The sequence below is a fragment of the Streptomyces sp. DF42 genome (assembly GCF_058267695.1).
On sequence record NZ_CM177859.1, the window covers coordinates 3848187 to 3872242 of the forward strand.

At 69.2% G+C, this 24056-nt stretch carries 24 protein-coding genes and 1 tRNA gene; 15 read left to right on the forward strand and 10 right to left on the reverse strand.

Annotation, left to right across the window (positions count from 1 at the left end; all coding sequences use genetic code 11):
• Nucleotides 1-6: 6 nt before the first annotated feature.
• Nucleotides 7-1005, reverse strand: coding sequence for an SMI1/KNR4 family protein (locus ACYUED_RS17425; RefSeq protein ID WP_491293191.1), 999 nt, complete (start codon nucleotides 1003-1005; stop codon nucleotides 7-9).
• A 394-nt stretch (nucleotides 1006-1399) separates the two neighbouring features.
• On the opposite strand from ACYUED_RS17425, the gene ACYUED_RS17430 reads away from it, so the two are divergent.
• Complete coding sequence (locus tag ACYUED_RS17430) at nucleotides 1400-1936, forward strand: YwqJ-related putative deaminase (RefSeq protein WP_491293192.1); 537 nt, start codon at nucleotides 1400-1402, stop codon at nucleotides 1934-1936.
• Between the two features lie 83 nt (nucleotides 1937-2019).
• Complete coding sequence (locus ACYUED_RS17435; RefSeq protein ID WP_491293193.1) at nucleotides 2020-2514, forward strand: SUKH-3 domain-containing protein; 495 nt, start codon at nucleotides 2020-2022, stop codon at nucleotides 2512-2514.
• 64 nt (nucleotides 2515-2578) lie between these two features.
• On the opposite strand, the gene ACYUED_RS17440 is transcribed toward ACYUED_RS17435, so the two are convergent.
• Nucleotides 2579-3883 (reverse strand): sensor histidine kinase, encoded by a 1305-nt coding sequence (locus ACYUED_RS17440; RefSeq protein WP_491293194.1) that lies wholly within the window; start codon nucleotides 3881-3883, stop codon nucleotides 2579-2581.
• 167 nt (nucleotides 3884-4050) lie between these two features.
• On the opposite strand from ACYUED_RS17440, the gene ACYUED_RS17445 reads away from it, so the two are divergent.
• The 8 genes from ACYUED_RS17445 to ACYUED_RS17480 all read left to right on the forward strand — a co-directional run bounded on the left by ACYUED_RS17445 (nucleotide 4051) and on the right by ACYUED_RS17480 (nucleotide 10549).
• Nucleotides 4051-4908 carry a hypothetical protein gene (locus tag ACYUED_RS17445; protein ID WP_491293195.1) on the forward strand — a complete coding sequence of 286 codons (858 nt, stop codon included), beginning with the start codon at nucleotides 4051-4053 and terminating at the stop codon, nucleotides 4906-4908.
• A 26-nt stretch (nucleotides 4909-4934) separates the two neighbouring features.
• A tRNA-Gln gene (locus tag ACYUED_RS17450) sits at nucleotides 4935-5006 on the forward strand.
• A 121-nt stretch (nucleotides 5007-5127) separates the two neighbouring features.
• Entirely contained in the window at nucleotides 5128-6576 is a 1449-nt protein-coding gene (glmU, locus tag ACYUED_RS17455) for a bifunctional UDP-N-acetylglucosamine diphosphorylase/glucosamine-1-phosphate N-acetyltransferase GlmU (protein ID WP_491293196.1), read from the forward strand.
• 90 nt (nucleotides 6577-6666) lie between these two features.
• On the forward strand, nucleotides 6667-7641 hold the full coding sequence (locus ACYUED_RS17460; protein WP_491293197.1) for a ribose-phosphate diphosphokinase: 975 nt from the start codon (nucleotides 6667-6669) through the stop codon (nucleotides 7639-7641).
• A gap of 225 nt (nucleotides 7642-7866) precedes the next feature.
• Nucleotides 7867-8460 carry a 50S ribosomal protein L25/general stress protein Ctc gene (locus ACYUED_RS17465; protein ID WP_491293198.1) on the forward strand — a complete coding sequence of 198 codons (594 nt, stop codon included), beginning with the start codon at nucleotides 7867-7869 and terminating at the stop codon, nucleotides 8458-8460.
• Nucleotides 8461-8559: 99 nt separating this feature from the next.
• Complete coding sequence (gene pth, locus ACYUED_RS17470; RefSeq protein WP_491293199.1) at nucleotides 8560-9162, forward strand: aminoacyl-tRNA hydrolase; 603 nt, start codon at nucleotides 8560-8562, stop codon at nucleotides 9160-9162.
• A gap of 42 nt (nucleotides 9163-9204) precedes the next feature.
• Nucleotides 9205-9744: a hypothetical protein gene (locus ACYUED_RS17475; protein ID WP_491293200.1), complete on the forward strand. Its 540-nt coding sequence runs from the start codon at nucleotides 9205-9207 to the stop codon at nucleotides 9742-9744.
• A 133-nt stretch (nucleotides 9745-9877) separates the two neighbouring features.
• Nucleotides 9878-10549: an LPXTG cell wall anchor domain-containing protein gene (locus tag ACYUED_RS17480; protein ID WP_491293201.1), complete on the forward strand. Its 672-nt coding sequence runs from the start codon at nucleotides 9878-9880 to the stop codon at nucleotides 10547-10549.
• Nucleotides 10550-10621: 72 nt separating this feature from the next.
• Here ACYUED_RS17480 and ppc read toward each other — a convergent pair whose 3' ends face one another.
• Entirely contained in the window at nucleotides 10622-13375 is a 2754-nt protein-coding gene (ppc, locus tag ACYUED_RS17485; RefSeq protein ID WP_491293202.1) for a phosphoenolpyruvate carboxylase, read from the reverse strand.
• A gap of 313 nt (nucleotides 13376-13688) precedes the next feature.
• On the opposite strand from ppc, the gene ACYUED_RS17490 reads away from it, so the two are divergent.
• Entirely contained in the window at nucleotides 13689-14699 is a 1011-nt protein-coding gene (locus tag ACYUED_RS17490) for an acyl-CoA desaturase (protein WP_491293203.1), read from the forward strand.
• On the forward strand, nucleotides 14696-15373 hold the full coding sequence (locus ACYUED_RS17495) for a TetR/AcrR family transcriptional regulator (RefSeq protein WP_266515818.1): 678 nt from the start codon (nucleotides 14696-14698) through the stop codon (nucleotides 15371-15373). The genes ACYUED_RS17490 and ACYUED_RS17495 overlap by 4 nt, the downstream gene beginning before the upstream one ends.
• 68 nt (nucleotides 15374-15441) lie before the next feature.
• On the opposite strand, the gene ACYUED_RS17500 is transcribed toward ACYUED_RS17495, so the two are convergent.
• The 3 genes from ACYUED_RS17500 to ACYUED_RS17510 form a co-directional block, all read right to left on the reverse strand.
• Nucleotides 15442-15615, reverse strand: coding sequence for a CsbD family protein (locus ACYUED_RS17500; protein WP_266515821.1), 174 nt, complete (start codon nucleotides 15613-15615; stop codon nucleotides 15442-15444).
• 78 nt (nucleotides 15616-15693) lie between these two features.
• Complete coding sequence (locus tag ACYUED_RS17505; protein ID WP_491293204.1) at nucleotides 15694-16056, reverse strand: VOC family protein; 363 nt, start codon at nucleotides 16054-16056, stop codon at nucleotides 15694-15696.
• A gap of 2 nt (nucleotides 16057-16058) precedes the next feature.
• A complete protein-coding gene (locus ACYUED_RS17510) occupies nucleotides 16059-16877 on the reverse strand; it encodes a trans-aconitate 2-methyltransferase (protein ID WP_491293205.1) in 819 nt (272 codons plus the stop codon).
• A 115-nt stretch (nucleotides 16878-16992) separates the two neighbouring features.
• Between ACYUED_RS17510 and tamR the strand changes: the two genes are divergently transcribed.
• Nucleotides 16993-17490: a MarR family transcriptional regulator TamR gene (tamR, locus tag ACYUED_RS17515; protein ID WP_266515829.1), complete on the forward strand. Its 498-nt coding sequence runs from the start codon at nucleotides 16993-16995 to the stop codon at nucleotides 17488-17490.
• Here the strand turns inward: tamR and ACYUED_RS17520 are convergent.
• Nucleotides 17449-18216: a LuxR C-terminal-related transcriptional regulator gene (locus ACYUED_RS17520; protein ID WP_491293206.1), complete on the reverse strand. Its 768-nt coding sequence runs from the start codon at nucleotides 18214-18216 to the stop codon at nucleotides 17449-17451. The two genes, tamR and ACYUED_RS17520, sit on opposite strands and share 42 nt — an antisense overlap.
• 301 nt (nucleotides 18217-18517) lie before the next feature.
• On the opposite strand from ACYUED_RS17520, the gene ACYUED_RS17525 reads away from it, so the two are divergent.
• Nucleotides 18518-18961 carry a GNAT family N-acetyltransferase gene (locus ACYUED_RS17525; protein ID WP_491293207.1) on the forward strand — a complete coding sequence of 148 codons (444 nt, stop codon included), beginning with the start codon at nucleotides 18518-18520 and terminating at the stop codon, nucleotides 18959-18961.
• Here the strand turns inward: ACYUED_RS17525 and galK are convergent.
• From galK to galT, 3 genes are read right to left on the reverse strand one after another with little or no spacing between them, the layout of a single operon-like run.
• A complete protein-coding gene (galK, locus tag ACYUED_RS17530; RefSeq protein ID WP_491293208.1) occupies nucleotides 18954-20108 on the reverse strand; it encodes a galactokinase in 1155 nt (384 codons plus the stop codon). The genes ACYUED_RS17525 and galK overlap by 8 nt on opposite strands.
• Nucleotides 20108-21085, reverse strand: a complete 978-nt coding sequence (gene galE, locus ACYUED_RS17535) for a UDP-glucose 4-epimerase GalE (protein ID WP_491293209.1) — start codon at nucleotides 21083-21085, stop codon at nucleotides 20108-20110. The genes galK and galE overlap by 1 nt, the downstream gene beginning before the upstream one ends.
• Nucleotides 21085-22167: a galactose-1-phosphate uridylyltransferase gene (galT, locus tag ACYUED_RS17540; protein WP_491293210.1), complete on the reverse strand. Its 1083-nt coding sequence runs from the start codon at nucleotides 22165-22167 to the stop codon at nucleotides 21085-21087. The genes galE and galT overlap by 1 nt, the downstream gene beginning before the upstream one ends.
• Nucleotides 22168-22357: 190 nt before the next feature.
• On the opposite strand from galT, the gene ACYUED_RS17545 reads away from it, so the two are divergent.
• Complete coding sequence (locus ACYUED_RS17545; protein WP_491293211.1) at nucleotides 22358-24049, forward strand: sodium:solute symporter family protein; 1692 nt, start codon at nucleotides 22358-22360, stop codon at nucleotides 24047-24049.
• Nucleotides 24050-24056 lie beyond the last annotated feature (7 nt).

The following is a 24056-nucleotide window of genomic DNA, read 5'->3' on the forward strand; positions in this document are numbered from 1 at the left end:
CAACGCTCACTCCCCCACGGAAGAGACGGAAGAGACAGAAACGGGACGCGCGAACCCGCCGTCCACCATCAGATTGGCCACCGTCTCCAGCTCCGGCGGATTGCCCGCGAGCCGCGACAGGAACGCGTCGAAGTCCTCACCGCACGGCAGCAGCAACCGCTCCACGCGATCAGCCGGCACCCACGACGGATCGACGTCCCGGGCATCGTCGTACGCGCAGAACCACACCGAACCGATCCGCTCGCCCTTCACCTTCACCGCGAGCAGACCGCCCTGGACGAAACCGACGCCCAGGTAGTCCTTGGTCAGATGGTCGCGCAGGCACTTGTTGACATAGACCAGGTCATTGACGGCCGCCTCGTCCCGCACCGTGAAGAACGGCTGGTCGACCAGCAGCCCCAGCTCGGCGTCCAGTGCCGCACCCACCGGCGCGCAACCGCCCGCCGCCTTCAGAAACGAACGATACGCACCCGGCAGCCGGTAGCCGAGGTCCTCCTCGACCCCCTGCACCTGCGCCTCCGTCACCGCCACACCCGACTTCGGCAGCCCGAAATGCGCCGGCCGCGTCTCCTGCAGCGGCCGCGTACCCCGCTTGCCCTGGTCGACGTTCGACGTGGCGATCCCGCCGTGATGCCGCAGCAACGCCTTCACCTCGACCGGCACCAGTTCGAGGCGCCGCGAGCCCAGCACGTGATGCCACGTCCAGCCGTGCGGCGTCGCCACCGCGGGCACCGTGTCCCACAACTCGTGCCCGGAAGCCGCCAGCGCCGCGTTCGCCGACACGTAGTCCGTCAGCCTGAGCTCGTCGACACCGAAACCCTCCGGCGGCTCCGCGATCTCCGCAGCGGCACGCGCGTAGGCCGAGAAATCGGGGTAACCGCGCTCGTCAATGCGTACCCCTCTCGGGTGACGTGCCGCCCGGACCGGATCCGGGAAATGCACGACCTGCCCGGCGTAGGCCGCGTTCGGCGGCGCGGCTTGCTGCCCGAGCCGACCTGTCGTCATGGCGGTTGCCCCCTGCGGCACTCTGGTACGACCCGCAGCGACCGGCCCAAGCCGCCCGCCACGCCCCGTATCGACTGTCTCGTCCGTCGCGAACGTCCGTCTTGTCGACTTCCGTCCCGACCGTCACCGCGCGTGTCACCACGCACCACCGCGTGTGTCACCACGCGCCGCCACGTGTGTCACCACGCACCGACCGCATGGATCGCGGTGCCGACAGCCTATGCGGTACGACCGGACGGGTCACCGGGCACCGGTCAGCCGCCCTCCGCTTCCGTGACCAGCCGTCACCCTGCCGTGACAGCCCGCCCAAACCCGGGCGTGTCGCGCCGCCCCAGCTTCCGCACCAGCCACGGCATTTGGCACTCTGTGACGTCCGAGGGATGCTCGGGAGGGGATGACGATCATGAACGTGACACAGACGGGACCGCACACGGCACCGCACACCGGTACCTCCGGCGACCCGCGCATCGGCTGGAGCGCCGACGAGACCCCGCACGCGCCCACCCTCCGCCACCGCCGCGACGGCATACTCCCCACCGTCGCCGCCGCCCTCTCCGTCCGCGGCGCCACCCTCACCGGCACCGCCGCCCGCGGCGAGGAGCCCCCACCCCTGCACCCCCTCGTCCAGGACTTCCTGGACACCCTCACCAGCGCACAGCGCGACCGCTTCACCGGCCGCTGCGCCGAGACCATCCTCATCTCCCGCCACATAGCCACGGCCGACGCCGCCCGCAGCAAGCGCGCCGCCCGCAAGCCCATGACCAACGGCGAGGCCCGCAAAGCCCTCAAGCAGGCCAAACTCACCGCCCGCCGCATCCGCGAGGACGGGGACCCCCTGCACGGCGGCTTCGCCGCACCCTGCCGCGCCTGCACCGCCCTCAGCGCGCACTTCGGCGTCCGCGTCGTCGACCCCGCGGCAGCAGGCGGATAGCCGCGGACGGACAACCCCCACCCGGCACCACAGGACGGCCCCGGCCGGGCACGACCTCGGCGAACTCGACGATCGAAGGGCAGATGCACCCCGACCGCACCTCCACCACGCGCTTCCCCGTACCCGTCGACGCCGCCCTGCGCGCCGCCGGCTGGCTCCCCGGACGCTGGGACATAAAGCAGGCCGAGATCTGGGCCGACGCCCTGCGCGAGCACGCCTCACCCGCGGGCCACCGCCACGCCGTCTTCCCCGCCGCCGTCGAGGCCTGGGCCGAATTCGGCGGCCTCCACATCACACCCACGGGCCCCGGCCGCCAGGTCGCCCCCGCCGCCCTGCACCTCGACCCCCTGCACGGCCTCCACATGGCCCGCACCCTCTGCGACCTCGGCCGCGCCCTCGACACCGAAGTCAGCCCCCTCGGCACCGAGACCGACACCCAGTCCCTGCTCGCCGTCGACACCGCGGGCCGCGTGTACGCCCTCGATCACACGGGCGACTGGTACCTCGGCCCCGACATCGACCAGGCCCTCGCCGGCCTCGTCGCGGGCATCGAACCGGTACGCCTCACAGCGGGCTGAACCGCCGAGCACACCGAGCACACCGAGCACACCGAGCACGCCCAGAACACCGAGCACGCGAGCACTACGCGGCCGGAATCACCGCCGACACCCGAAAACCCCCGGCATCCGTCGGCCCCGACACGAACACGCCCCCCAGCGCGCTGACCCGCTCCTTCATCCCCACCAACCCGTTGCCCCCCGAAGGCAACCGCGCCGACGACGCCGAGGACACCTCCGGCGGCGGCTCGTTCTCCACCTGCATCGCGATCTCCGACATCCGATGCGCGAGCCGCACATGCGTCTTCGCCCCCGCCGCATGCTTGTGGACGTTCGTCAACGCCTCCTGGACGACGCGATACGCGGTCTGCTCGATCTCCGCCGCATACGACCGCGCGTCCCCCTCCACCGACAGATCGACGACCATCCCCGCCGCCGCCGACTGCCCGATCAACTCGTCCAACTCCGACAGACAAGGCCCCTCGCCCTCGTCCACGGCCCTCGAAGCCGCCACCGCCGCAGCGACCCCCACCGCCACCAACGGCACCGCCTGCTCACGCCGCCGCGCCCCGCCCCCACTCCTGAGCACCCCGAGCATCTCCCGCAACTCGGTCAACGCCTGCCGCCCCATGTCCCCCACCAGCGCGGCATTCCTCACCGCCTTCTCGGGATCCTTCCGGGCCACGGCCTGCAACGCGGCAGCATGCACCACCATCAGACTCACCCGATGCGCGACGACGTCATGCATCTCCCGCGCGATCCGGGTCCGCTCCTCGTTCCGCGCCCACTCGGCCCGCTCCTCGGCACGCTCGGCCAGCAGCTGCAACTCCCGCTCAAGACTGTCCGCCCGCTCCCGCAGACTCTCCATCAGCCGACGCCGCGCCCCCACGTACAAACCCAGCAGCAGAGGCGGCGCCGTCATCCCGATCGCGGTAGTGATCGCAGCGAACGGAACAAACCAGTCCCCGAGATCCCAGGTCCCGCGCGCCATGTCCTGCCGCACCCGCACGAACATCACGATCAGCATGCCGACGAGCGACATCCCCGCCAGCGACGCGATGATCCGCCGGGGCAACTCCGAGGCGGCCAGCGTGTACAGGCCGACGATGCCCATCAGATAGCCCATCTGGGCCGGAGTGATGGCGATCGAGACAAGCACGACGGCGATCGGCCACTGCCGCCGGACGAGCAGCGCGGAGCCGGCCACCACCCCGAACACAACCCCCGCGGCCACCGGGATCCCCGCGTCCCGCGCGAACCGGACCCCCTCGAACGCACACTCCACCGCGGACGCCACCGCCAAGCCGACGTCCAACGCGGCACTGCGCCACCTGACCCACCACCACGGCCCTCCCCGGGCCGCGGCGTGGTCTTCCCCCGTCGTGGTCATGCCTCCAGCCTACGGGCGCCCCCGCCCCGTTTTCCGGTGAGTTTCCGTGACTGGCCTACACCACAGTCCGTAACCGAACGCGCACGAAACCACCCGCTTTCCCTCGAACTGCTGAATCGCACACCGCTCGACCCCGGAAGCTCGGATTCCGCCTGGACTGTATGCCTATGGCACATTCACTCGGCAAATACGCCGACTTCGAGGGGTTGCGGGAACGGGCGGTGGCGCTACGGCGCGAGGGCCACAGCCTTCGGCAGATCCGGGACGAGCTCGGGATCCACAACAAGGAGATCCTTCAACGCCTCGTGGAGGGCGAGCCGCCTCCGGAGTGGACTAAGCGGCCACGAGCGAAGGACGATCTACGGGAGAGGGCACGACAACTGCGCCGACGAGGCTGGACGTACAACCAGATCCAGGCCGAGCTGGGCTGCTCCAAGAGCTCGGTGTCGCTTTGGGTACGAGATCTGCCGCACCCGGAACCCAGGTGCACGCCGGAGGAACAACGGGCCCGCATGAACGAGGGACTGGCGCGACTACACGCCTCCCGAGAACAAGAGCGCCAGGCGACCAAGTTGGCTGCAGCAGCAGCGATTGGGGAGCTGTCAGACCGCGATTTGTTCATCGCGGGGGTTGCCCTCTACTGGGCCGAGGGCTCCAAGGACAAGGCGCACCGCCGGACCGAGGTGCTGCAGTTCATCAACAGCGACCCCAATGTCATCAGGCTCTTCCTACGCTGGCTTGAGCTCCTGGAAGTGAAGCGAGACCGCCTGACCCTTCGGGTGAGCATTCACGAGACCGCAGACGCAGCAGCCGCCGAGCAATTCTGGGCCGACGTCGTGGGTGTCGACATGACAGCGTTCAGCAAGGCCACCTTGAAGAAGCACAACCCTCGGACGGTCCGCAAGAACACTGGCGACACCTACCGCGGCTGCCTCGTGATCTATGTCCGACAGAGCGCTGACCTATACCGTCGCATGGAAGGCGCCTGGTACGGCATAGTAGGAGGCGCCGTTCGGCGACCTTGACTAAATGTCCGGTTTAGCCGACATGTTCCCCCGTGGTGTAATTGGCAGCACTGTGGCTTTTGGTGCCATCTGTCCGGGTTCGAGTCCTGGCGGGGGAGCTCAGCCAAGTTCGGGTCCTGACCGGTGACATCACCGTCAGGGCCCACTCTCATGTCCCCCAAGAAACGCCCCGGTATCCTGCGGATGTCCCCACCCACTCCACAGCCGAAGGGCAACCCCGTGAGCGCCATTCGCCCGGCAGCCGTCGTCGTTCTCGCAGCGGGTGAGGGCACCCGTATGAAGTCGGCCACCCCCAAGGTCCTGCACGAGATCTGCGGACGCAGCCTCGTGGGTCATGTGCTCGCCGCCGCAGGTGAGTTGGAGCCCGAGAACCTCGTCGTGGTCGTCGGTCACGCACGGGAGAAGGTCGTCGCCCGTCTCGCCGAGATCGACCCCGCCGTACGCACCGCCGTGCAGGCCGAGCAGAACGGCACCGGGCACGCCGTGCGGATCGCCCTGGAGGAGCTCGGCGGCAGTGTCGAGGGGACCGTGGTCGTCGTGTGCGGCGACACCCCTCTCCTCACCGGCGGGACGCTGCGGCGGCTCGCCGCCACGCACGCCTCCGACGGCAACGCCGTCACCGTGCTGACCGCCGAGGTCCCGGACGCCACCGGTTACGGCCGGATCGTGCGCGACGAGGCGACCGGTGCCGTCACCGGGATCGTCGAGCACAAGGACGCGAGCGAGGAGCAGCGTGCGATCCGTGAGATCAACTCCGGGGTGTTCGCGTTCGACGGTCAACTCCTCGCCTACGCCCTGAAGAAGGTCCGTACGGACAACAGTCAGGGTGAGGAGTACCTGACCGACGTGCTCGGGATCGTGCGTGAGGCCGGTCACCGTGTCGGGGCCTCCGTGGCTGGTGATCACCACGAGATCGCCGGGATCAACAACCGGGTGCAGCTGAGCGAGGCGCGCCGGATTCTCAACGACCGGCTGCTGACCGGGGCGATGCTGGCCGGCGTCACGGTGGTCGATCCGGCGACGACGTGGGTGGATGTGACGGTGACGTTCGAGCAGGACGCGGTGGTGCATCCGGGTACGCAGTTGCAGGGTTCCACGCATCTCGGTGAGGGTGCGGAGGTCGGGCCCAACAGTCGTCTGAAGGACACGCGGGTGGAGGCCGGTGCGCGGGTTGACAACACGGTGGCGGACGGTGCTCATGTCGGGCCGCAGGCGACGGTGGGGCCGTATGCCTATCTGCGGCCGGGTACGCGGCTGGGGCTGAGGGCCAAGGTCGGTACGTATGTGGAGACGAAGAACGCGTCGATCGGGGAGGGGACGAAGGTCCCGCATCTGTCCTATGTCGGTGACGCGACGATCGGTGAGTACAGCAACATCGGTGCTGCCAGCGTGTTCGTGAACTACGACGGGCAGGAGAAGCACCACACGACGGTCGGATCCCACTGCCGGACGGGCTCGGACAATATGTTTGTGGCTCCCGTCACGGTCGGGGACGGCTCGTACACCGCTGCGGGGTCCGTGATCACGAAGGACGTACCGGCTGGTTCGCTGGCCGTGGCCCGTGGTCAGCAGCGGAATATCGAGGGTTGGGTGGCCCGTAAGCGTCCGGGAAGTGCTGCCGCGAAGGCGGCTGAGGCGGCGTCCCGGCAGGGTGAGAGCGAAGACTGACCGGAAACGGGTGCGTCGAACTCGGCGTACCGTGATATCTGCACATACTCGTATCGCCACCAGCTGAGACACCTCTGAGGAGACTGTGCTGTGACCGGGTTCAAGACGACCGGCGAGAAGAAGATGATGTTCTTCTCCGGCCGCGCCCACCCCGAGCTTGCCGAGGAGGTCGCCCAGCAGCTGGGTGTCGGGGTTGTTCCGACGAAGGCCTTCGACTTCGCCAACGGTGAGATCTATGTCCGTTATCAGGAGTCGGCACGTGGTGCGGACTGCTTCCTGATTCAGAGCCACACGGCTCCGATCAACAAGTGGATCATGGAGCAGTTGATCATGATCGACGCGTTGAAGCGCGCGTCGGCTCGCTCCATCACGGTCATCGTGCCGTTTTACGGTTACGCGCGGCAGGACAAGAAGCACCGTGGCCGTGAACCGATTTCGGCCCGTCTGATCGCGGATCTGATGAAGACGGCCGGTGCGGATCGCATCCTCACGGTCGATCTGCACACCGACCAGATCCAGGGCTTCTTCGATGGTCCGGTGGATCATCTCTTCGCTCTTCCGCTTCTGGCGGACTATGTGGGTGCGAAGGTCGACCGGGACAAGCTGACGGTGGTTTCGCCGGACGCCGGTCGGGTGCGAGTGGCGGACCGTTGGTGCGACCGGCTGGGTGCGCCGCTGGCGATCGTGCACAAGCGTCGTGACAAGGACGTCGCCAATCAGGTCACCGTGCATGAGGTGGTCGGTGAGGTGAAGGATCGCGTGTGCGTCCTGGTGGACGACATGATCGACACGGGCGGCACGATCTGTGCGGCTGCGGACGCGCTGTTCGCGCACGGTGCGGAGGACGTCATCGTGACGGCGACGCACGGTGTGCTGTCGGGTCCGGCCGCGGATCGTCTGAAGAACTCGAAGGTGAGCGAGTTCGTCTTCACGAACACGCTGCCCACGCCGGGTGAGCTGGAGCTGGACAAGATCACGGTGCTGTCCATCGCGCCGACGATCGCGAGTGCGGTGCGTGAGGTGTTCGAGGACGGTTCGGTGACGAGCCTCTTCGACGAGCAGTAGCAGTCGGTCGGTTGGTCGGCCAGCCGGTCAGTCAGTGCAGTAAGGGTTCTTCAGCGAAGATCCTTTTGGGTACGGCCTTCCTCTCCGAGTAGACTGCTCCAGTTGCTCGGCGAGGGAGGCCGTCCTCCGTGTGAGGTTCGGCTGTCCGTTATCGACGCGCTCTTCGTAGCAGGCCGTTCGTGGCCGGGTGACCACGTCCGTTCCTGAATTCCACGAGGAGTGATCATGTCCGAGGTCAAGATCTCCGCCGAGACCCGCAGCGAGTTCGGCAAGGGCGCCGCCCGCCGTATCCGCCGTGACAGCAAGGTTCCCGGTGTTCTGTACGGTCACGGTTCCGACCCGCTGCACCTGACCCTTCCGGGCCACGACCTGCTGCTCGCCCTGCGTACGCCGAACGTCCTGATCTCCCTGGACATCGACGGCAAGACGAACGAGCTGGCGATCCCGAAGTCCGTGCAGCGTGACCCGATCAAGGGCCACCTGGAGCACGTCGACCTGCAGCTGGTCACGCGTGGCGAGAAGGTCAACGTCGAGATCTACGTGCACACCGAGGGCGAGCTGGCCCCGGGTGGCAACCTGCTGGAGCACGTCCTGAACGCGCTTCCGGTCGAGGCCGAGGCCACCCACATCCCCGAGTCGGTCACGGTCTCCATCGAGGGTCTGACCGCCGGTGACTCCATCCTCGCCAAGGACATCCCGCTGCCGGCGGGCACCAAGCTGGGCGTCGACGACGACACCGTCGTCCTGCAGGTCCTGGCCGCGCAGGCGGAGGAGGCCGCCGAGGAGTCCGAGGGCGCCGAGGCCGTCGCCGAGGCCTGATCCGCACCGTAGTCGTTTCGTCAGCCGCTGTTCCCCCGGGGGGCAGCGGCTGGCTGCTGGGGGTCCGGGGGCTGCCCCCGGAAAATACAGCAAGGAGACATGGACGTGACCACCCCCGCCAATGGTCCCTGGCTCGTCGTGGGCCTGGGCAATCCGGGACCCGAGTACGCGAGGAACCGGCACAACGTCGGGTTCATGGTGGCCGATCTGCTGGCCGAGCGGATCGGGGGGAAGTTCAAGCGGGCCGGGAAGGCCCAGGCGCAGGTCGTGGAGGGGCGGATCGGGCCGCCGGGGCCGGCGAACCGGCGGGTGATCCTCGCCAAGCCGATGTCGTACATGAACCTGTCGGGTGGGCCGGTGAGCGCGCTGCGGGACTTCTACAAGGTTCCGGTGGCGAACATCGTGGCCGTGCACGACGAGCTGGACATCGACTACGGCGTGCTGCGGCTGAAGCTGGGCGGCGGGGACAACGGGCACAACGGCCTGAAGTCGATGACGAAGGCGATGGGGGCGGAGTACCACCGGGTGCGGTTCGGGATCGGGCGCCCTCCGGGGCGGCAGCAGGTGGCGGACTTCGTGCTGAAGGATTTCTCCTCCGCGGAGCGCAAGGAGTTGGACTACTTCGTGGACCGGGCGACCGATGCGGTGGAGTGTCTGGTGATCGAGGGGCTGGAGCGGGCACAAAGCACGTACAACTCCTGACTTGTCCCCCGCGGGAGTTGACCGGGCGCACAGGCATGGCCAATGATCCCGGCCATGCCTGCCACAGCAGCTCCTTCCCGTCAGGCCTCCCGTCACGCCTCCCCTCATGCCTCGCGTCAGGCCTCGGCCGTCGCTCTGCGGTTCGGGCGGCTCGCGGTGATGGGTACGGTCGCGGCGCTGATCCTGATCGCCGGGGTGTGGGGGTCGTGGAAGACCGCGCCGTACGTGATGCTCACGAAGGGGCGGGAGCGCGGCACGATCGAGGTGACGCGGTGCGGGGAGGACACCTGCACGGGTCCGTTCACGCCGCTCTCTCAGGGTGGGCCGGATCGCGGCCGGGCCGTCATCGAGAGGACGGTCGCGGTGGCGAAGGGGCAGACGTACACGGTCGTGGTGAAGCCGGGCGGCGACGAGGTCCTGCGGTCGGGGCCGGCGGGGATCCTGTACGCATGGGTGCCGTTCGGCGGGGCGTTGCTGCTGGCTTCGGTCGTGGTGGCCGGGGGGCTGGGGCGGACGCGGGCGGCGTGGGTGATGGCGGGTTCGGGGATCGTGCTGCTCACGGCGGCGTTCGTGACGATCTGACGCCTTTCACCGTTCTCCACTCTGTGGAGAGCCTGAGTGTTGTCAGTTCGTGATTGACCTTGGGTCAGGCGGAGCTGGAAGCTGAGCCGCCCCCTCCACATCTTCCCGTCCGTAACTCGAAGATGGACTGCCCATGCGTACCCTCACCCGCGCCGGCGCCCTGTGCGCCGTCGCCGCGGCGGCACTGCTCGCCGCTCCGGCCGCCGCCCACGCCACCGCTCCTGGCGACAACGGGACCGTGAAGATCCACGACGCCACCACCGGCGAGGAACTGCGGCGCAACGAGCCGCACGTCTGCACGTTCTACCTGGACGCCTTCGGCTTCGACGCCGTACAGCAGGTCGACTGGCACATCGAGGCCTGGGCTCCCACGGCCGCCACGAAGGGCGAGACCGTGAAGACGGGCGCCATCACACTGGCCGCCGACGGTCACGGCCGTACGGAGGACCTGTCCCTGCCCGACGGGCACTACAAGCTGTTCTGGAACTTCGACGGCGAGAAGGGCGCCGCGAAGCACAAGGTGCTCTGGACGGACTGCGGGGGCTCGGAGGACGGCGGCGGGGCATGCCCCTGCGATTCGACGCCCGAGCCGTCGGCGTCCTCGTCCGTTCCGGCGTCGGCGTCCCCGAGCCCGGCCTCCGGTGCGGAGCCGGAGGCGTCCTCCTCGCCGTCCGCGCAGGGCGGCAGCGGTTCGGACGACCTCGCGGAGACGGGCAACGGCGCCCCCGTGGGCGTGCTGGCCGGCGGGGCGGCCGCGTTGGTCGCCGCGGGCGGTTACCTGGTGATCCGGCGGCGCAAGGCCTGACGTACCGGATGACATGAGGGTGGCCCCGGGCTTCGTACGAAGCCCGGGGCCACCCCCGTGTCCGACGGACGGTCAGCCGGTGTTGCGCAGGCCCGCCGCCACGCCGTTGACCGTGAGCAGCAGGGCGCGTGCGAGGAGCGGGTCGGGCTGTTCGCCCGCGGCCGCGGCGTCGCGCTGGCGCTTGAGGAGGGTCACCTGGAGGTAGGAGATCGGGTCCAGGTAGGCGTCGCGGACGGTGAACGTCTGCTTCAGCACCGGGGCGGCGTCGAGGAGTTCCCGCTCGCCGGTCACCTTCAGCACCTCGCGCACGGTCAGTTCGTGCTCGGCCCTGATGGTCTCGAAGACGTGCTTGAGGTCGTCGGGGACGAGGGTGTCGACGTAGTGCGCGGCGATGCGCAGGTCGGTCTTGGCGAGGGTCATCTCGACGTTGGAGATGAAGTTGCGGAAGAAGTGCCACTGTTCGTGCATCTCGTCGAGCACGCTGTCGCCCTCGTGCCGCAGGCCTGCTTCGCGCAGTGCCTTGAGGCCGGATCCGACGCCGTACCAGCCGGGCACGATCTGCCGGGACTGGGTCCAGCCGAAGACCCACGGGATGGCGCGCAGGCCGTCGAGGCCGGCGCCGGAGTCGGGCCGGCGGGAGGGCCGGGATCCCAGGTGCAGGTCGGCGAGCTGGTCGACGGGGGTCGAGGCGAAGAAGTAGGCGGGCAGGTCGGGGTCCTCTACCAGCGTGCGGTACGCGGCCTCGGCCGCGTTGCTCACCACGTCCATGGCGGCGTCCCAGCGGGCGAGGGCCTCGACGGACTGGCGGGGGGCGGTGTGCAGGGCGGAGGCCTGGAGGGTGGCGGCGACGGTGAGTTCGAGGTTCTCCCTGGCCAGGGACGGCACGAGGTACTTGTCGGAGATGACCTCACCCTGCTCGGTGACCTTGATCTCGCCTTCGAGGGTGCCCCAGGGCTGGGCGAGGATCGCATCGTGGGAGGGGCCGCCGCCGCGGCCGACGGTGCCGCCGCGGCCGTGGAAGAGGCGCAGGCGTACGCCGTAGCGGTGGGCCACGTCGCGCAGTCGGCGCTGGGCGCGGTGGATCTCCCACTGCGAGGTGGTGATGCCGCCGAACTTGGAGGAGTCGGAGTAGCCGAGCATGACCTCCTGGACGTCGCCCCTGAGCGCGACGAGGCGCCTGTAGGACGGGTCGGAGAGCATGTCCTCCAGGATCGTGTCGGCGGCCTTGAGCTCGTCGGTGGTCTCCAGCAGGGGCACGATGCCGATCTTCGCCCAGCCGGCGTGCAGGTCGATCAGCCCGGCCTCGCGGGCGAGCACGGCTGCCGCGAACACGTCGTCGGCGCCCTGGCACATCGAGATGATGTACGACTCCACGACCTCGGGTCCGAAGACCTCCAGGGCTCGCTTGACGGTCTGGAAGACGCCGAGGGTCTTCTCGCCGGGCGCGTCGACGGGCGCGGGCGTCGGGGCCAGCGGCCTCCTCGACCTGAGTTCCTTGGCGAGGAGCTTGGACCGGTAGTCGCGGGGCATGTCGGCGTAGCGCCAGGACTCCTCGCCGAGGCGGTCGAAGAGCTGCCCGAGGGCGTGGTGGTGGGCGTCCGCGTGCTCGCGTACGTCCATGGTGGCGAGCTGGAGGCCGAAGGCGGCCAGTGTGCGGATGGTGCGGTTCATGCGGCCGTCGGCGAAGAGCGCGCCCCGGTGCTCCCTGAGGGAGGTCTGGATCAGGATGAGGTCCTGCAGCAGCTCGGCGGTGCCCAGGTAGTCGCGGCCGGTCCGGTGCGGGATGCCCTTGGCGAGGCGCTGCTTGGTGTTCTCCAGCTTCTGCCGGATGCAGGTGGCCTTGAGGCGGTAGGGCTCCTCGGCGTTGAGGCGCTTGTAGCGGGGGCTGATCTCGGGGAGGCGGTCGAGGTCGGCCTGGAGGGAGTCCAGGAGTTCCTGGGTGGCGCCGGTGTAGCGGATCGAGTTCGACAGGAAGCCGCGGAGTTCGTCGATCAGGTCCAGGGCGTCGTTGATGCCGTGCTCGTGCTGGAGGATCAGGACGTCCCAGGTGACCTGGGGGGTGACGTTCGGGTTGCCGTCGCGGTCGCCGCCGATCCAGGTGCCGAAGGTGAGGGGGCGGGTGTCGTCGGGCAGCTTCACGCCGACCCGCTCCAGCTCGGCGGTGAGGTCCTCCAGGACGTCGCCGACGGCGTTCGCGTGCAGCTCGTCGAGGTAGTAGATGGCGTTGCGGGCCTCGTCGGCGGGTTCCGGGCGTACGACGCGCAGCTCGTCGGTCTGCCAGACGAGGTCGATGTTCTCGGCCAGCCGGGTGTCGTGGCGGCGGCGGTCGGCCTCGATGACCGGGGTCTCCAGGAGTGCGGCGATGCGCCGGAGCTTGTTGAGGACCGAGCGGCGCGCGGCCTCGGTGGGGTGCGCCGTGAACACGGGCCGGACGTTGAGGTGGCGGACCGCCTGGCGCAGGTGCTCGGGGTCGGCGTCCTTCAGCCGGTCGGCCGTACGGGCCAGCAGTCCGCCCTCGGCGGCCCGCCGCTCGCGCAGTTCGCGGCCGCGGTGGACCTGCTCGGTGACGTTGGCCAGGTGGAAGTAGGTGGAGAAGGCGCGGACCAGCTTGGCCGCGGTCCGGAGTTCGGTGCCGCGCAGCAGTTCGGCGGCGGCCTCGCCGTCCTCGCGGGTCAGGCGGCGGACCTTCTCGACGAGTTCCAGCAGCTCGGGGCCCTCCTGCCGGACGAGGGTCTCGCCGAGGAGGTCTCCCAGCCGCCGGATGTCGGCTCGCAGCTCACTGTTGGTCGAGGTGGTGCTCGTGGTCAGGTCGTCGGCACTGCTCACAGGTGCGGCTCCTTGCAGTGTTGAAGCTCGTCCGGGAGGGGAACCCGGGGCAGGGGCCGCGCGGCGGGCGCCGCTTACGGCTCTGGCATCCGGGAATGAATCAGAGCGGACCGCGCTGTCCGACCGACTCCAAGGATAGGTGTCCACGCGGACGCGCAGAATGTCGGGCTCTTGCCGCCGGGCGCCGCGCTGCCATACTTACGATGCCGTAGGTTACGGAACCGTAGGGTCGGTTGTAACGGAACCCGGGCACGGTTCCAGCAGCCACTTCCCCGACACCAGTCTCAAACCTCGACCCCACAGGGGACGCCCCATGACCACAAGCTCCGATGTGATCGAAGACGCCCCGAAGGCGAACGACGACACCTCACTGACCTCGGCAACCCTGGGTGGAGACAAGAAGGGGTCGGTCGAGCAGATCGCGCTCCTCCTCTTCATCGTCGTCCCCTTCGTGGCGCTTCTCGCTGCGATCCCGCTGGCCTGGGGCTGGGGCGTGAGCTGGCTCGACCTCGGCCTGATGGTCTTCTTCTACTTCCTCGGCTGCCACGGTGTGACCATCGGCTACCACCGCTACTTCACCCACGGCTCCTTCAAGGCGAAGCGTCCGCTGCGTATCGCGCTCGCCATCGCCGGCTCGATGGCGGTGGAGGGCCCGGTGGTCCGCTGGGTCGCCGACCACCGCAGGCACCACAAGTTCTCCGACGCGGAGGGCGACCCGCACTCTCCGTGGCGCTTCGGCGAGACCCTTCCGGCGCTGACGAAGGGCCTGTGGTGGGCGCACATCGCATGGATGTTCGACGAGGAGCGGACGCCGCAGGACAAGTACGCGCCGGATCTGATCAAGGACCCGGCGATCCGGGCGATCTCCCGCCAGTTCCTCTACTGGACGGTGCTCTCCCTGGCCCTGCCCCCGCTGATCGGCGGTCTGGCCACGATGTCCTGGTGGGGCGCGTTCACCGGCTTCTTCTGGGGGTCGCTCGTACGGGTGGCTCTGCTGCACCACGTGACCTGGTCGATCAACTCGATCTGCCACGCGGTCGGCAAGCGTCCCTTCAAGTCACGGGACCGCTCGGGCAACGTGTGGTGGCTGGCCGTCCTGTCCTGCGGTGAGTCCTGGCACAACCTGCACCATGCCGACCCGACCTCCGCGCGGCACGGTGTGATGCGCGGCCAGGTGGACTCCTCGGCGCGCCTCATCCGCTGGTTCGAGGCGTTCGGCTGGGCGTACGACGTGCGCTGGCCGTCACGCTCACGTATCGATTCACGCCGTAACACCGGCCAGGACGGCTCATCGCCCCGGAAGGAGTCGGCGAAGGCGGCATGATTGACGCCGTGGCGACCGACTCCAGCAGTACCCCGAGCAATGAGAAGCCGCGGCGAGCGCGGCGCACCCGGATGACGGGAGCCGAGCGCCGCCAGCAGCTGCTCGAGATCGGTCGCACCCTGTTCGCCGCCAAGGGGTTCGAGGGCACGTCGGTGGAGGAGATCGCGGCGAAGGCCGGGGTGTCCAAGCCGATGGTGTACGAGCACTTCGGTGGCAAGGAGGGCCTGTACGCGGTGGTGGTGGACCGCGAGATGCGCCGTCTGCTGGACATGGTGACCGGTTCCCTGACGGCAGGTCATCCGCGTGAACTGTGTGAACAGGCGGCGTTCGCGCTCCTGGACTACATCGAGGAGAACACGGACGGCTTCCGCATCCTGGTCCGCGACTCCCCCATCCCCCAGTCGACGGGTTCCTTCGCGTCGCTGATCTCGGACATCGCCACCCAGGTGGAGGACATCCTGGGCCGCGAGTTCAAGAGCCGCGGATTCGACCCCAAACTCGCCCCGCTGTACGCCCAGGCCCTGGTCGGCATGGTCGCGCTGACCGGCCAGTGGTGGCTGGACGTGCGCCGCCCGAAGAAGGCGGAGGTCGCCGCCCATCTGGTGAACCTGGCCTGGCACGGGCTGGACGGGCTGGAGGCGAAGCCGCACCTGATAGGGCGCCGCAAAAGCTGAGTCCCGTACCGGCGGGAGACGCTCGGTACGGGACTCAGGTGCTTTTCGGGGCGGTGCCGGTACGGGGCTCAGTGCTTGAAGACGTCCTTCGTCTTCTCCTTGGCCTGGCGTGCGTCACCCTTCGACTGCTCGGCCTTGCCCTCGGCCGTCATGCGCTCGTTGCCGACCGCGCGGCCCACGGCTTCCTTCGCCTTCCCCTTGGCCTGTTCGGTCTTGCCCTTGGCCTTCTGGTCCTTCGCCACCGTCGATCACTCCCAGATCAGGTTTGGGCTTCGGTGTCAGCACACCGAGTAGCCGTCACGGCGCCGGGCAAACCCGCCTCAGTGCCCCGGCTCCAGGAATTCCAGCCGGTTGCCGACGGGGTCCTCGCAGTAGAAGCGCCGATACCCGGGGAGGTTGTCGTCCCAGGTCACCGCGGCCCCATGCGCCCCGAGCCGGGCGGCGTACGCCTCGATGCCCGTGACCCGCAGCCCCGGGTGGGACTTCTTCGCCGGCCTGAAGCCCGCCTCAACGCCCAGGTGCAGCCGCACCGCCCCCGCCTGGAACCAGCACCCGCCCCGCGCCGCGAGCGCGGGCGGCTTGGGGATCTCGGTCATGCCGAGGACGTCGGCATAGCAGGCCCGCAGCCGATCCTCGGAGCCGGGTGGCGCGGCGAGCTGGACATGGTCGACGGCGGTGATCACCCTCAGGCCTCCTTGCGGGCCACGGCGAAGATCCGGCGGAACGGGAACGGAGTGCCGTACGCCGTGGCCGGATAGGCCTCCCGCAGGGCCGCCCGGTACTCGTCCAGGAACTCCTCCCGGGCCGCCGGGTCGTCGGCGAGGGCGGTGAGCACCGGCCGCAGCCCGGTCCCCTTCACCCAGTCGAGCACCGGGTCCTCGCCCGTCAGGAGATGGACGTACGTCGTCTCCCACACGTCCGCCGCGCAGCCGAGGGAGGTCAGCCGCTCCAGGTAGGTCTCCGGCGCGTGGACGGCGTCGTCGTGGCGGAGGGTTTCGGCGAGGCGGTCCTTCCAGCGGGCGGAGTGGGCGAGTTCGCGCATCAGCGTGTGGCTGGGGGCGGAGAAGTTGCCGGGAACCTGGAAGGCGAGGGTGCCACCGGGCCTGAGGCCCGCGATCCACTCCCCGAACCGCTCCACGTGCCCGGGGACCCACTGCAGGGTGGCGTTGCTGAGGATCAGGTCGCACGGCTGCGGGGGCACCCAGCTGCGGGCGTCGGCGTACGAGAAGTCGAGGCGTCCGCCGCCGGATGTGGGGCCCTCGTGCTCCACGAGCGCCGTGTCGAGCATCTGAGGCGAGTTGTCGTACCCGATGATGTGCGCGGTGGGCCAGCGGCCGGCGAGCAGGACGGTGACGTTGCCGGGGCCGCAGCCCAGGTCGGCGATGTGGGGCGGGTCGCCGGGCAGGTCCGGGACGCGGGCCAGGAGGTCGGCGAAGGGGCGGGCGCGATGGCCGGCGTGACGCAGGTACTGGGCGGGGTCCCAGGTGGGGGCGGCGGCGGGCATGGAGGGCCTCCTCGACGTACTGGACTGGTACCCAGCCTCCCTCCCGATTTACCTCGACGTCAAGAAACTTGACACCAAGAGACTTCACATCGACACAACCACTACACTGATCGTCATGGAGGACGAGGTCGATCGGCTGGTCGCAGCGTGGCGCCGGGAGCGCCCTGACCTCGACGTGGAACCGCTCGAGGTGCTCAGCCGGGTCAGCAGACTGGCCCGGCATCTGGACCGGGCACGCCGGCTGGCCTTCGCCGAGCACAGCCTGGAGCCCTGGGAGTTCGACGTGCTGACGGCGCTCAGGCGCGCGGGCACGCCGTACCAGCTCTCGCCGGGGCAGCTGCTGACGCAGACCCTGGTCACGTCGGGCACGATGACCAACCGCATCGACCGCCTGGCGAAGAAGGGCCTGGTGGAGCGGCTGCCCGACCCGAGCGACCGCCGCGGCGTGCTGGTGCGGCTGACCGAGGAGGGGCAGGACCGCGCGGACCAGGCCCTGGCCGGTCTGCTCGACCAGGAGCGGGCGATCCTCGCCGAGCTGTCACGTGCCCAGCGCGGCGAACTCGCGGGGCTGCTACGCCAGCTGACCGCCCCGTTCGACAACATCCCCGGCTAGGTCGACGGGGCCGACCCCGGCCCGGCGGGCGAGGGCGACGGCGGCCAGGGTCGAGTGGACGCCCAGCTTGCCGAGGACGTTCTGCATGTGTGTGCGCACGGTGTGGGGCGAGAGGAACAGCCGCTCGGCGACGGCCTTTCTGCCCAGCCCCGCGACCATGCAGCGCAGCACTTCCCGCTCCCTCGGGGTCAGGGACTCCACCAGGCGCTCACTCTCGGTGCGGTGCTTGCGCGCGGCGGTCAACTCCCTGAGCACACCGGTGAGCAGGGCGGGCGGCAGATGCGTCTCGTCGCGCAGCACGCCCCGGATGACGTTGAGCAGCCGGGACAGCGAGCAGTCCTTGGCCACCCAGCCGGAGGCGCCGGCCTGCAGGGCGAGCGCGGCACGCCGCGGGTCGTCCTTCTCGGCGAGCACGATGATCCGTACGCCCGGCTGCCCGGAGCGCACCCCGGCGACCAGCGAGATCCCGTCGACGAGGCCGTCCTCGTTGGCCTCCTGAACGGGCACGGCCGGCCGGACACCCGGCACGTTCCCGCCCAGATCGGAGTCGACGAGCAGCACGTCGAACCTGCGTCCCTCGGCTGCCGCACGCTCCAGGCTGCGCAGCGCGGCGGGACCGCTGCCGGCCGCGGAGACGTCGACGTCGGGCTCGGCCGCAAGAGCGGCGGCGAGCGATTCGGCGAAGATGCGATGGTCGTCGACGACCAGGACTCGGATGCGAACCACGAAACCCCCTTCCCCAAGCTCTCCAAGAGCAGGGGATGCCTCATCGTCGGGAGACGGCACGGGCGCAGGTACGGCGCCCGAAGCACCCCAGGTCGTCCTTGACCACCTGGGACTGGAACGGCACACCGCACGGCCGCCGCCGTGCGGAGACTGCTACCCCCACTTCGGGCGTCGTACCCGACTGTCTCGCCCCCTGATCGGCACCGGCCCCCACCGGTGCTGCTCATCAGGGTACGGCCGGGGGGCAGGAGCGGAAGGTAATTTGCAGAACTGGCTGTCCAGCGCGTTTATCGTGAGCCGCATGTTTCGTCTTGAGACAGAAGTCGACAAAGCCCGGCGCGATCTTCTCCGTTCCCGCCTGCGCGACGCCAACACGGCGGCCTCCCCGGTGCTGCGCGCCTTGCGCGGAACTCCGTCGGAACGCGAACTTCCACTCCATGCCTGGGTGTTGGACGAGCGCGACGAGCTGGTCGCCGGACTGGTGGGCCACACCTGGACGACCTGGCTGCATGTGACGTACCTGTGGGTCGACGAGCGCCTGCGGGGCGCGGGCATCGGCTCACGGCTTTTGGCGGAGGCGGAGAAAATCGCCCGCTCCGAGCGGGGCTGCAGCTCGGCCCGGCTGGAGACATGGGACTTCCAGGCGCCCGAGTTCTACAGGAAGCAGGGGTACGACGTGGTGTGCGTGATCCCCGACTATCCGCCGGGGGTCACGGAGTACACGTTGGTGAAGCGGCTCAGCTGATCCTTTGCGCCCCCGCCGAAGGCACCGCCTCGAACACCCGCGGTGCCGTGAAGGATGCGGCCGCGAAGGCCTCCTCGACGGCCTTGGTGATCGTGTCCACGTCGGTCGCCTCCGCGAGGACGATCGCCGAGCCGCCGAAGCCGCCGCCGGTCATCCGGGCGCCCAGGGCGCCGGACGCGAGGGCCGTGTCGACGACCAGGTCCAGCTCCGGGCAGGAGATGCGGAAGTCGTCGCGGAGGGAGGCGTGGCCTTCGACCAGGACAGGGCCGATCGCGCGCGTCTCGCCCGACTCCAGGAGGGAGACCACCTGCTCCACCCGGTGGTTCTCGGTGACGATGTGGCGGACCAGACGGCGGACCTCCTCCTCGTCGCCCAGCCGCGCGAGCGCCGCGTCCAGTCCGGCGTACGGCACGTCCCGCAGGGCGTCGACGCCCAGCAGCGCCGCCCCCTTCTCGCAGCCCGCGCGCCGCTTGCCGTACTCGCCGTCGCTGTGGGCGTGCTTGACCTGCGTGTCGACGACCAGCAGCCGCATGCCCTCGGCCGCCAGGTCGAAGGGGATCTGCTTCTGGGAGAGGTCGCGGGTGTCGAGGAAGAGCGCGTGGCCCTCCTCGCAGCACGCCGACGCCGTCTGGTCCATGATGCCGGTGGGCGCGCCGACGTAGACGTTCTCGGCGCGCTGGCACAGACGGGCCAGCTGCCAGCGCTGCAGGCCGAGTTCGTAGAGGTCGTTCAGGGCCAGGGCCACGACGACCTCCAGGGCCGCCGAGGACGACAGGCCCGCGCCGGACGGCACCGTGGAGGACAGGTGGACGTCCGCGCCGGTCACCGGGTGGCCGGCCTCGCGCAGGGCCCAGACGACGCCCGCCGGGTACGCCGTCCAGCCGCGGTCCGACTCCGGGGCCAGGGCGTCCAGGCGCAGTTCCGCGACCCCGCCCTCGACGTCCGCCGAGTGCAGTCGCAGGACGCCGTCCTCGCGCCGTGAGACGGCCGCGACGGCGGTGTGCGGCAGCGCGAAGGGCATCACGAAGCCGTCGTTGTAGTCGGTGTGCTCACCGATGAGGTTGACGCGGCCCGGCGCCGACCAGACGCCCTCCGGCTCGGCTCCGTACAGTGCGGCGAAGCCTTCCCGGACCTGCTGTGCACCCACTACTGCTCCCTGGTCGTGCCGGCGATGTGCTGCGCGAACTGCCATGCGTCCGCGACGATCCCCGCGAGGTCCGCGCGGGACGGGTTCCAGCCCAGTTTCTCGCGGGCCGTGGCGGCGGACGCCACCAGGACCGCCGGGTCTCCGCCCCGGCGCGGGGCCACGACCTCCGGGATCGGGTGGCCGGTGACCTGCCGGACCGTCTCGATGACCTGGCGGACCGAGAAGCCCTCGCCGTTGCCCAGATTGCAGATGAGGTGCTCGCCGGGGGTGGCGGCCTTCAGCGCGAGCAGGTGGGCGTCGGCGAGGTCCGCGACATGGATGTAGTCGCGCACGCAGGTGCCGTCCGGCGTCGGGTAGTCGTCGCCGAAGACGGAGATCGCGTCCCGCCTGCCCTGCGCGACCTGCAGTACCAGCGGAATCAGGTGCGACTCGGGGTCATGGCGCTCGCCCTGCTCGCCGTACGCGCCCGCCACGTTGAAGTAGCGCAGCGAGACCGCGCCCAGACCGTGGGCCGCCGCCTCGCCGGTGATCATGTGGTCGACGGCCAGCTTCGAGGCGCCGTACGGGTTGGTGGGCGACGTGGGCGCCGACTCGACGATCGGGACCTCCTTGGGCTCGCCGTACGTGGCAGCCGTGGAGGAGAAGACCAGCTTGCGGACGCCCGCCTCGCGCATCGCGCCGAGCAGCGCCATGGTGCCGGCGACGTTGTTGTCCCAGTACTTCTCGGGCTTCACGACCGACTCGCCGACCTGCGAGAACGCGGCGAAGTGCAGGACCGCGTCGAAGGAGGGGTCCAGCCATTTGGCGGCGTCGCGGATGTCGCCCTCGACGAAGGCGGCACCGGCCGGGACGCCCTCCCGGAAGCCGGTGGAGAGGTTGTCGAGCACGACGACCTCGTGGCCCGCCTCCAGCAGATGCTGGGCGACCACACTGCCGACGTAACCCGCGCCGCCCGTCACCAGGTACTTACCGCTCATCAACTCGCTACCTCTCGCAGTCGCTCGGCCGCGCGCTCCGGCGGCACGTCGTTGATGAACACGCTCATGCCGGACTCGGAACCCGCGAGGAACTTCAGCTTGCCGGAGGTTCGGCGGATGGTGAAAAGCTCGAGGTGGAGCGCGAAGTCGTCGCGGTTGACGCCCTCGAAGTCCTCCAGCGCGCCGAACGGGGCCTGGTGCCAGGCCGCGATGTACGGCGTGAGGGACTCGCTCGCGCCCTCCTTCCCTCCACCCGGCCCGTCGAAGATCCGGTCGAAGCGTCTCAAGAGTTCCAGATAGACCGTGGGGAACTCTGTGCGCGCCCCCTCGTCCAGACCGAGCAGATCGGGCACGCGGCGCTTCGGGTACAGGTGGACCTCGTACGGCCAGTGCGCGGCGTACGGCACGAACGCCACCCAGTGTTCACCCTCCAGGACGACCCGCTCCCCGGCGAGTTCGCTCTCCAGGACGGCGTCGAAGAGGTTCTCACCGGCCGTCGCCTCCTTGTGAGTTGCGAGAGAACGCAGCATCAGTGCGGTGCGGGGGGTCGTGAAGGGGTACGCGTAGATCTGGCCGTGCGGATGTCCGAGCGTCACTCCGATCTCCGCGCCCCGGTTCTCGAAGCAGAACACCTGCTCCACGGAGGGGAGATGCGACAGCTCGGACGTCCGGTCCGTCCACGCCTCCAGCACCAGGGCCACCTGTTCCTCGGTCAGGTCGGCGAAGGACGCGTTGTGGTCGGAGGTGAAGCAGACGACCTCGCAGCGGCCCGAGTCGCCGGCCAGGGAGGGGAACCGGTTCTCGAAGACGGCCACGTCGTACGACGAGTCCGGGATCTCGCTCAGGCGATCGCCCTGGGAGGGGCACAGGGGGCACTCGTCGGCCGGCGGGTGGTAGGTGCGGCCCTGGCGGTGCGAGGCGATGGCGACCGAGTCGCCGAGCAGCGGGTCGCGGCGGGTCTCGGAGGTGGTGACGGTCCGCTCCAGCGGGCGCTTGTCCACCGCGTCCCGCACGTGGTCGTCGCGCAGGTCGTAGTAGATCAACTCGCGACCGTCGGCCAGGCGGGTCGAGGTCTTCTTCACTGCGGACTCCCTATCCGAGCCACTACTGCCAGCTACTCACTCATCAAACATAAACAAACACATTGGAACACGGTCCCCCACATCCGTCAACATCACAATCCAACAAAGGCCATCAACAGAAGTGTTCAACTACTGAACGCACAGGCGTAGGTTCCGCCCTGGATCAGTTCACGCGACGAAGCGAGTTCTTATGCAAACCCCCACATATCCGGCCGTGCAGCTGGCCGCCGAGCTACGACTCCCCACGAACTGGCTCGACTACACGATCCTCGGCATCTACTTCGCCGTCGTCCTCGGCATCGGTTTCGCCGCCCGCGCGTCGGTGAAGACCAGCCTCGACTTCTTTCTCTCCGGGCGCTCCCTGCCCGCCTGGATCACCGGTCTCGCGTTCATCTCGGCCAACCTGGCCGCCACCGAGATCCTCGGCATGGCCGCGAACAGCGCGCAGTACGGGGCGTACACCGTGCACTGGTACTGGATCGGCGCCATCCCCGCCATGGTCTTCCTCGGCCTGGTGATGATGCCCTTCTACTACGGCAGCAAGGTGCGCTCGGTCCCCGAGATGCTGCTGCTGCGCTTCGACAAGTGGGCACATCTGCTCAGTTCGATCCTGTTCGCGTTCGCCGCCATCCTCATCGCCGGTGTGAACCTGTACGCCCTCGCGATCGTCGTCGAGGCGCTGCTGGGCTGGCCGCAGTGGGTGGCGATCGTGGTGGCCGGCGCCTTCGTGCTGGCGTACATCACCCTCGGCGGTCTGTCGTCCGCGATCTACAACGAGGTGCTGCAGTTCTTCGTGATCCTCGCGGCCCTCATCCCGATCGTCGTGCTGGGCCTGAAGAAGGTCGGCGGCTGGGGCGGCCTGACCGACAAGCTCACCGCGACCCACGGCGCGAACTTCACCACCGCCTGGGGCGGCACCGGTATCGGCAGCCCCAACCCGCTCGGCGCCAACTGGCTGACCATCGTCCTGGGCCTCGGCTTCGTGCTGTCCTTCGGCTACTGGACGACCAACTTCGCCGAGGTGCAGCGCGCCCTGTCAGCGAAGAACCTCTCCGCCGGCCGGCGCACCCCGCTGATCGCCGCGTACCCGAAGATCTTCATCGTCTTCCTGGTGATGATCCCGGGCCTGGTCGCCGCCGCGCTCGTACCGAACTTCGGTACCGCCAAGTCCGGTTACCAGTACAACGACGCCATTCCCTACCTGATGCAGGAGCTGCTGCCCAACGGCGTTCTCGGCATCGCGGTGACCGGTCTGCTGGCCGCGTTCATGGCGGGCATGGCGGCCAACGTGTCGTCCTTCAACACGGTGTTCACCAACGACATCTGGGGCCGGTACATCGTCAAGGGCCGCGAGGACGCGTACTACGTCCGCTTCGGCCGCCTGATCACGGTCGTCGGCGTCTGCGCCTCGGTCGGCACGGCCTTCCTGGCGTCGTCGTTCTCGAACATCATGAGCTACCTCCAGACGCTGTTCTCCTTCTTCAACGTGCCGATGTTCGTCGTCTTCATCGTCGGCATGTTCTGGAAGCGCGCGTCCGTGAAGTCCGGCTTCTGGGGCCTGCTCGCCGGCACGGTGTCGGCGATGGTGAACTACTTCTGGATCTACAAGCAGGGCATCATCTCCATCCCCACCGACCAGGGCGCCAACTTCGTCTCCGCGATCGTCGGCTTCGTCGCCGGCGCGGTGGTGATGGTCGTCGTGTCGCTGTTCACCGAGCCGAAGCCGGCACAGGAGCTGGAGGGCCTGGTGTACGGCACCACCTCCCCCGGCATGGAGGAACCACCCGCCGCCGGCGACGACGCCTGGTACCGGAAGCCGGCCCTGCTGGGCTGGGGCGCCGTGATCATCGCTGCCGCCTGCTACATCCCGTTCTCGTTCTGATGGCATC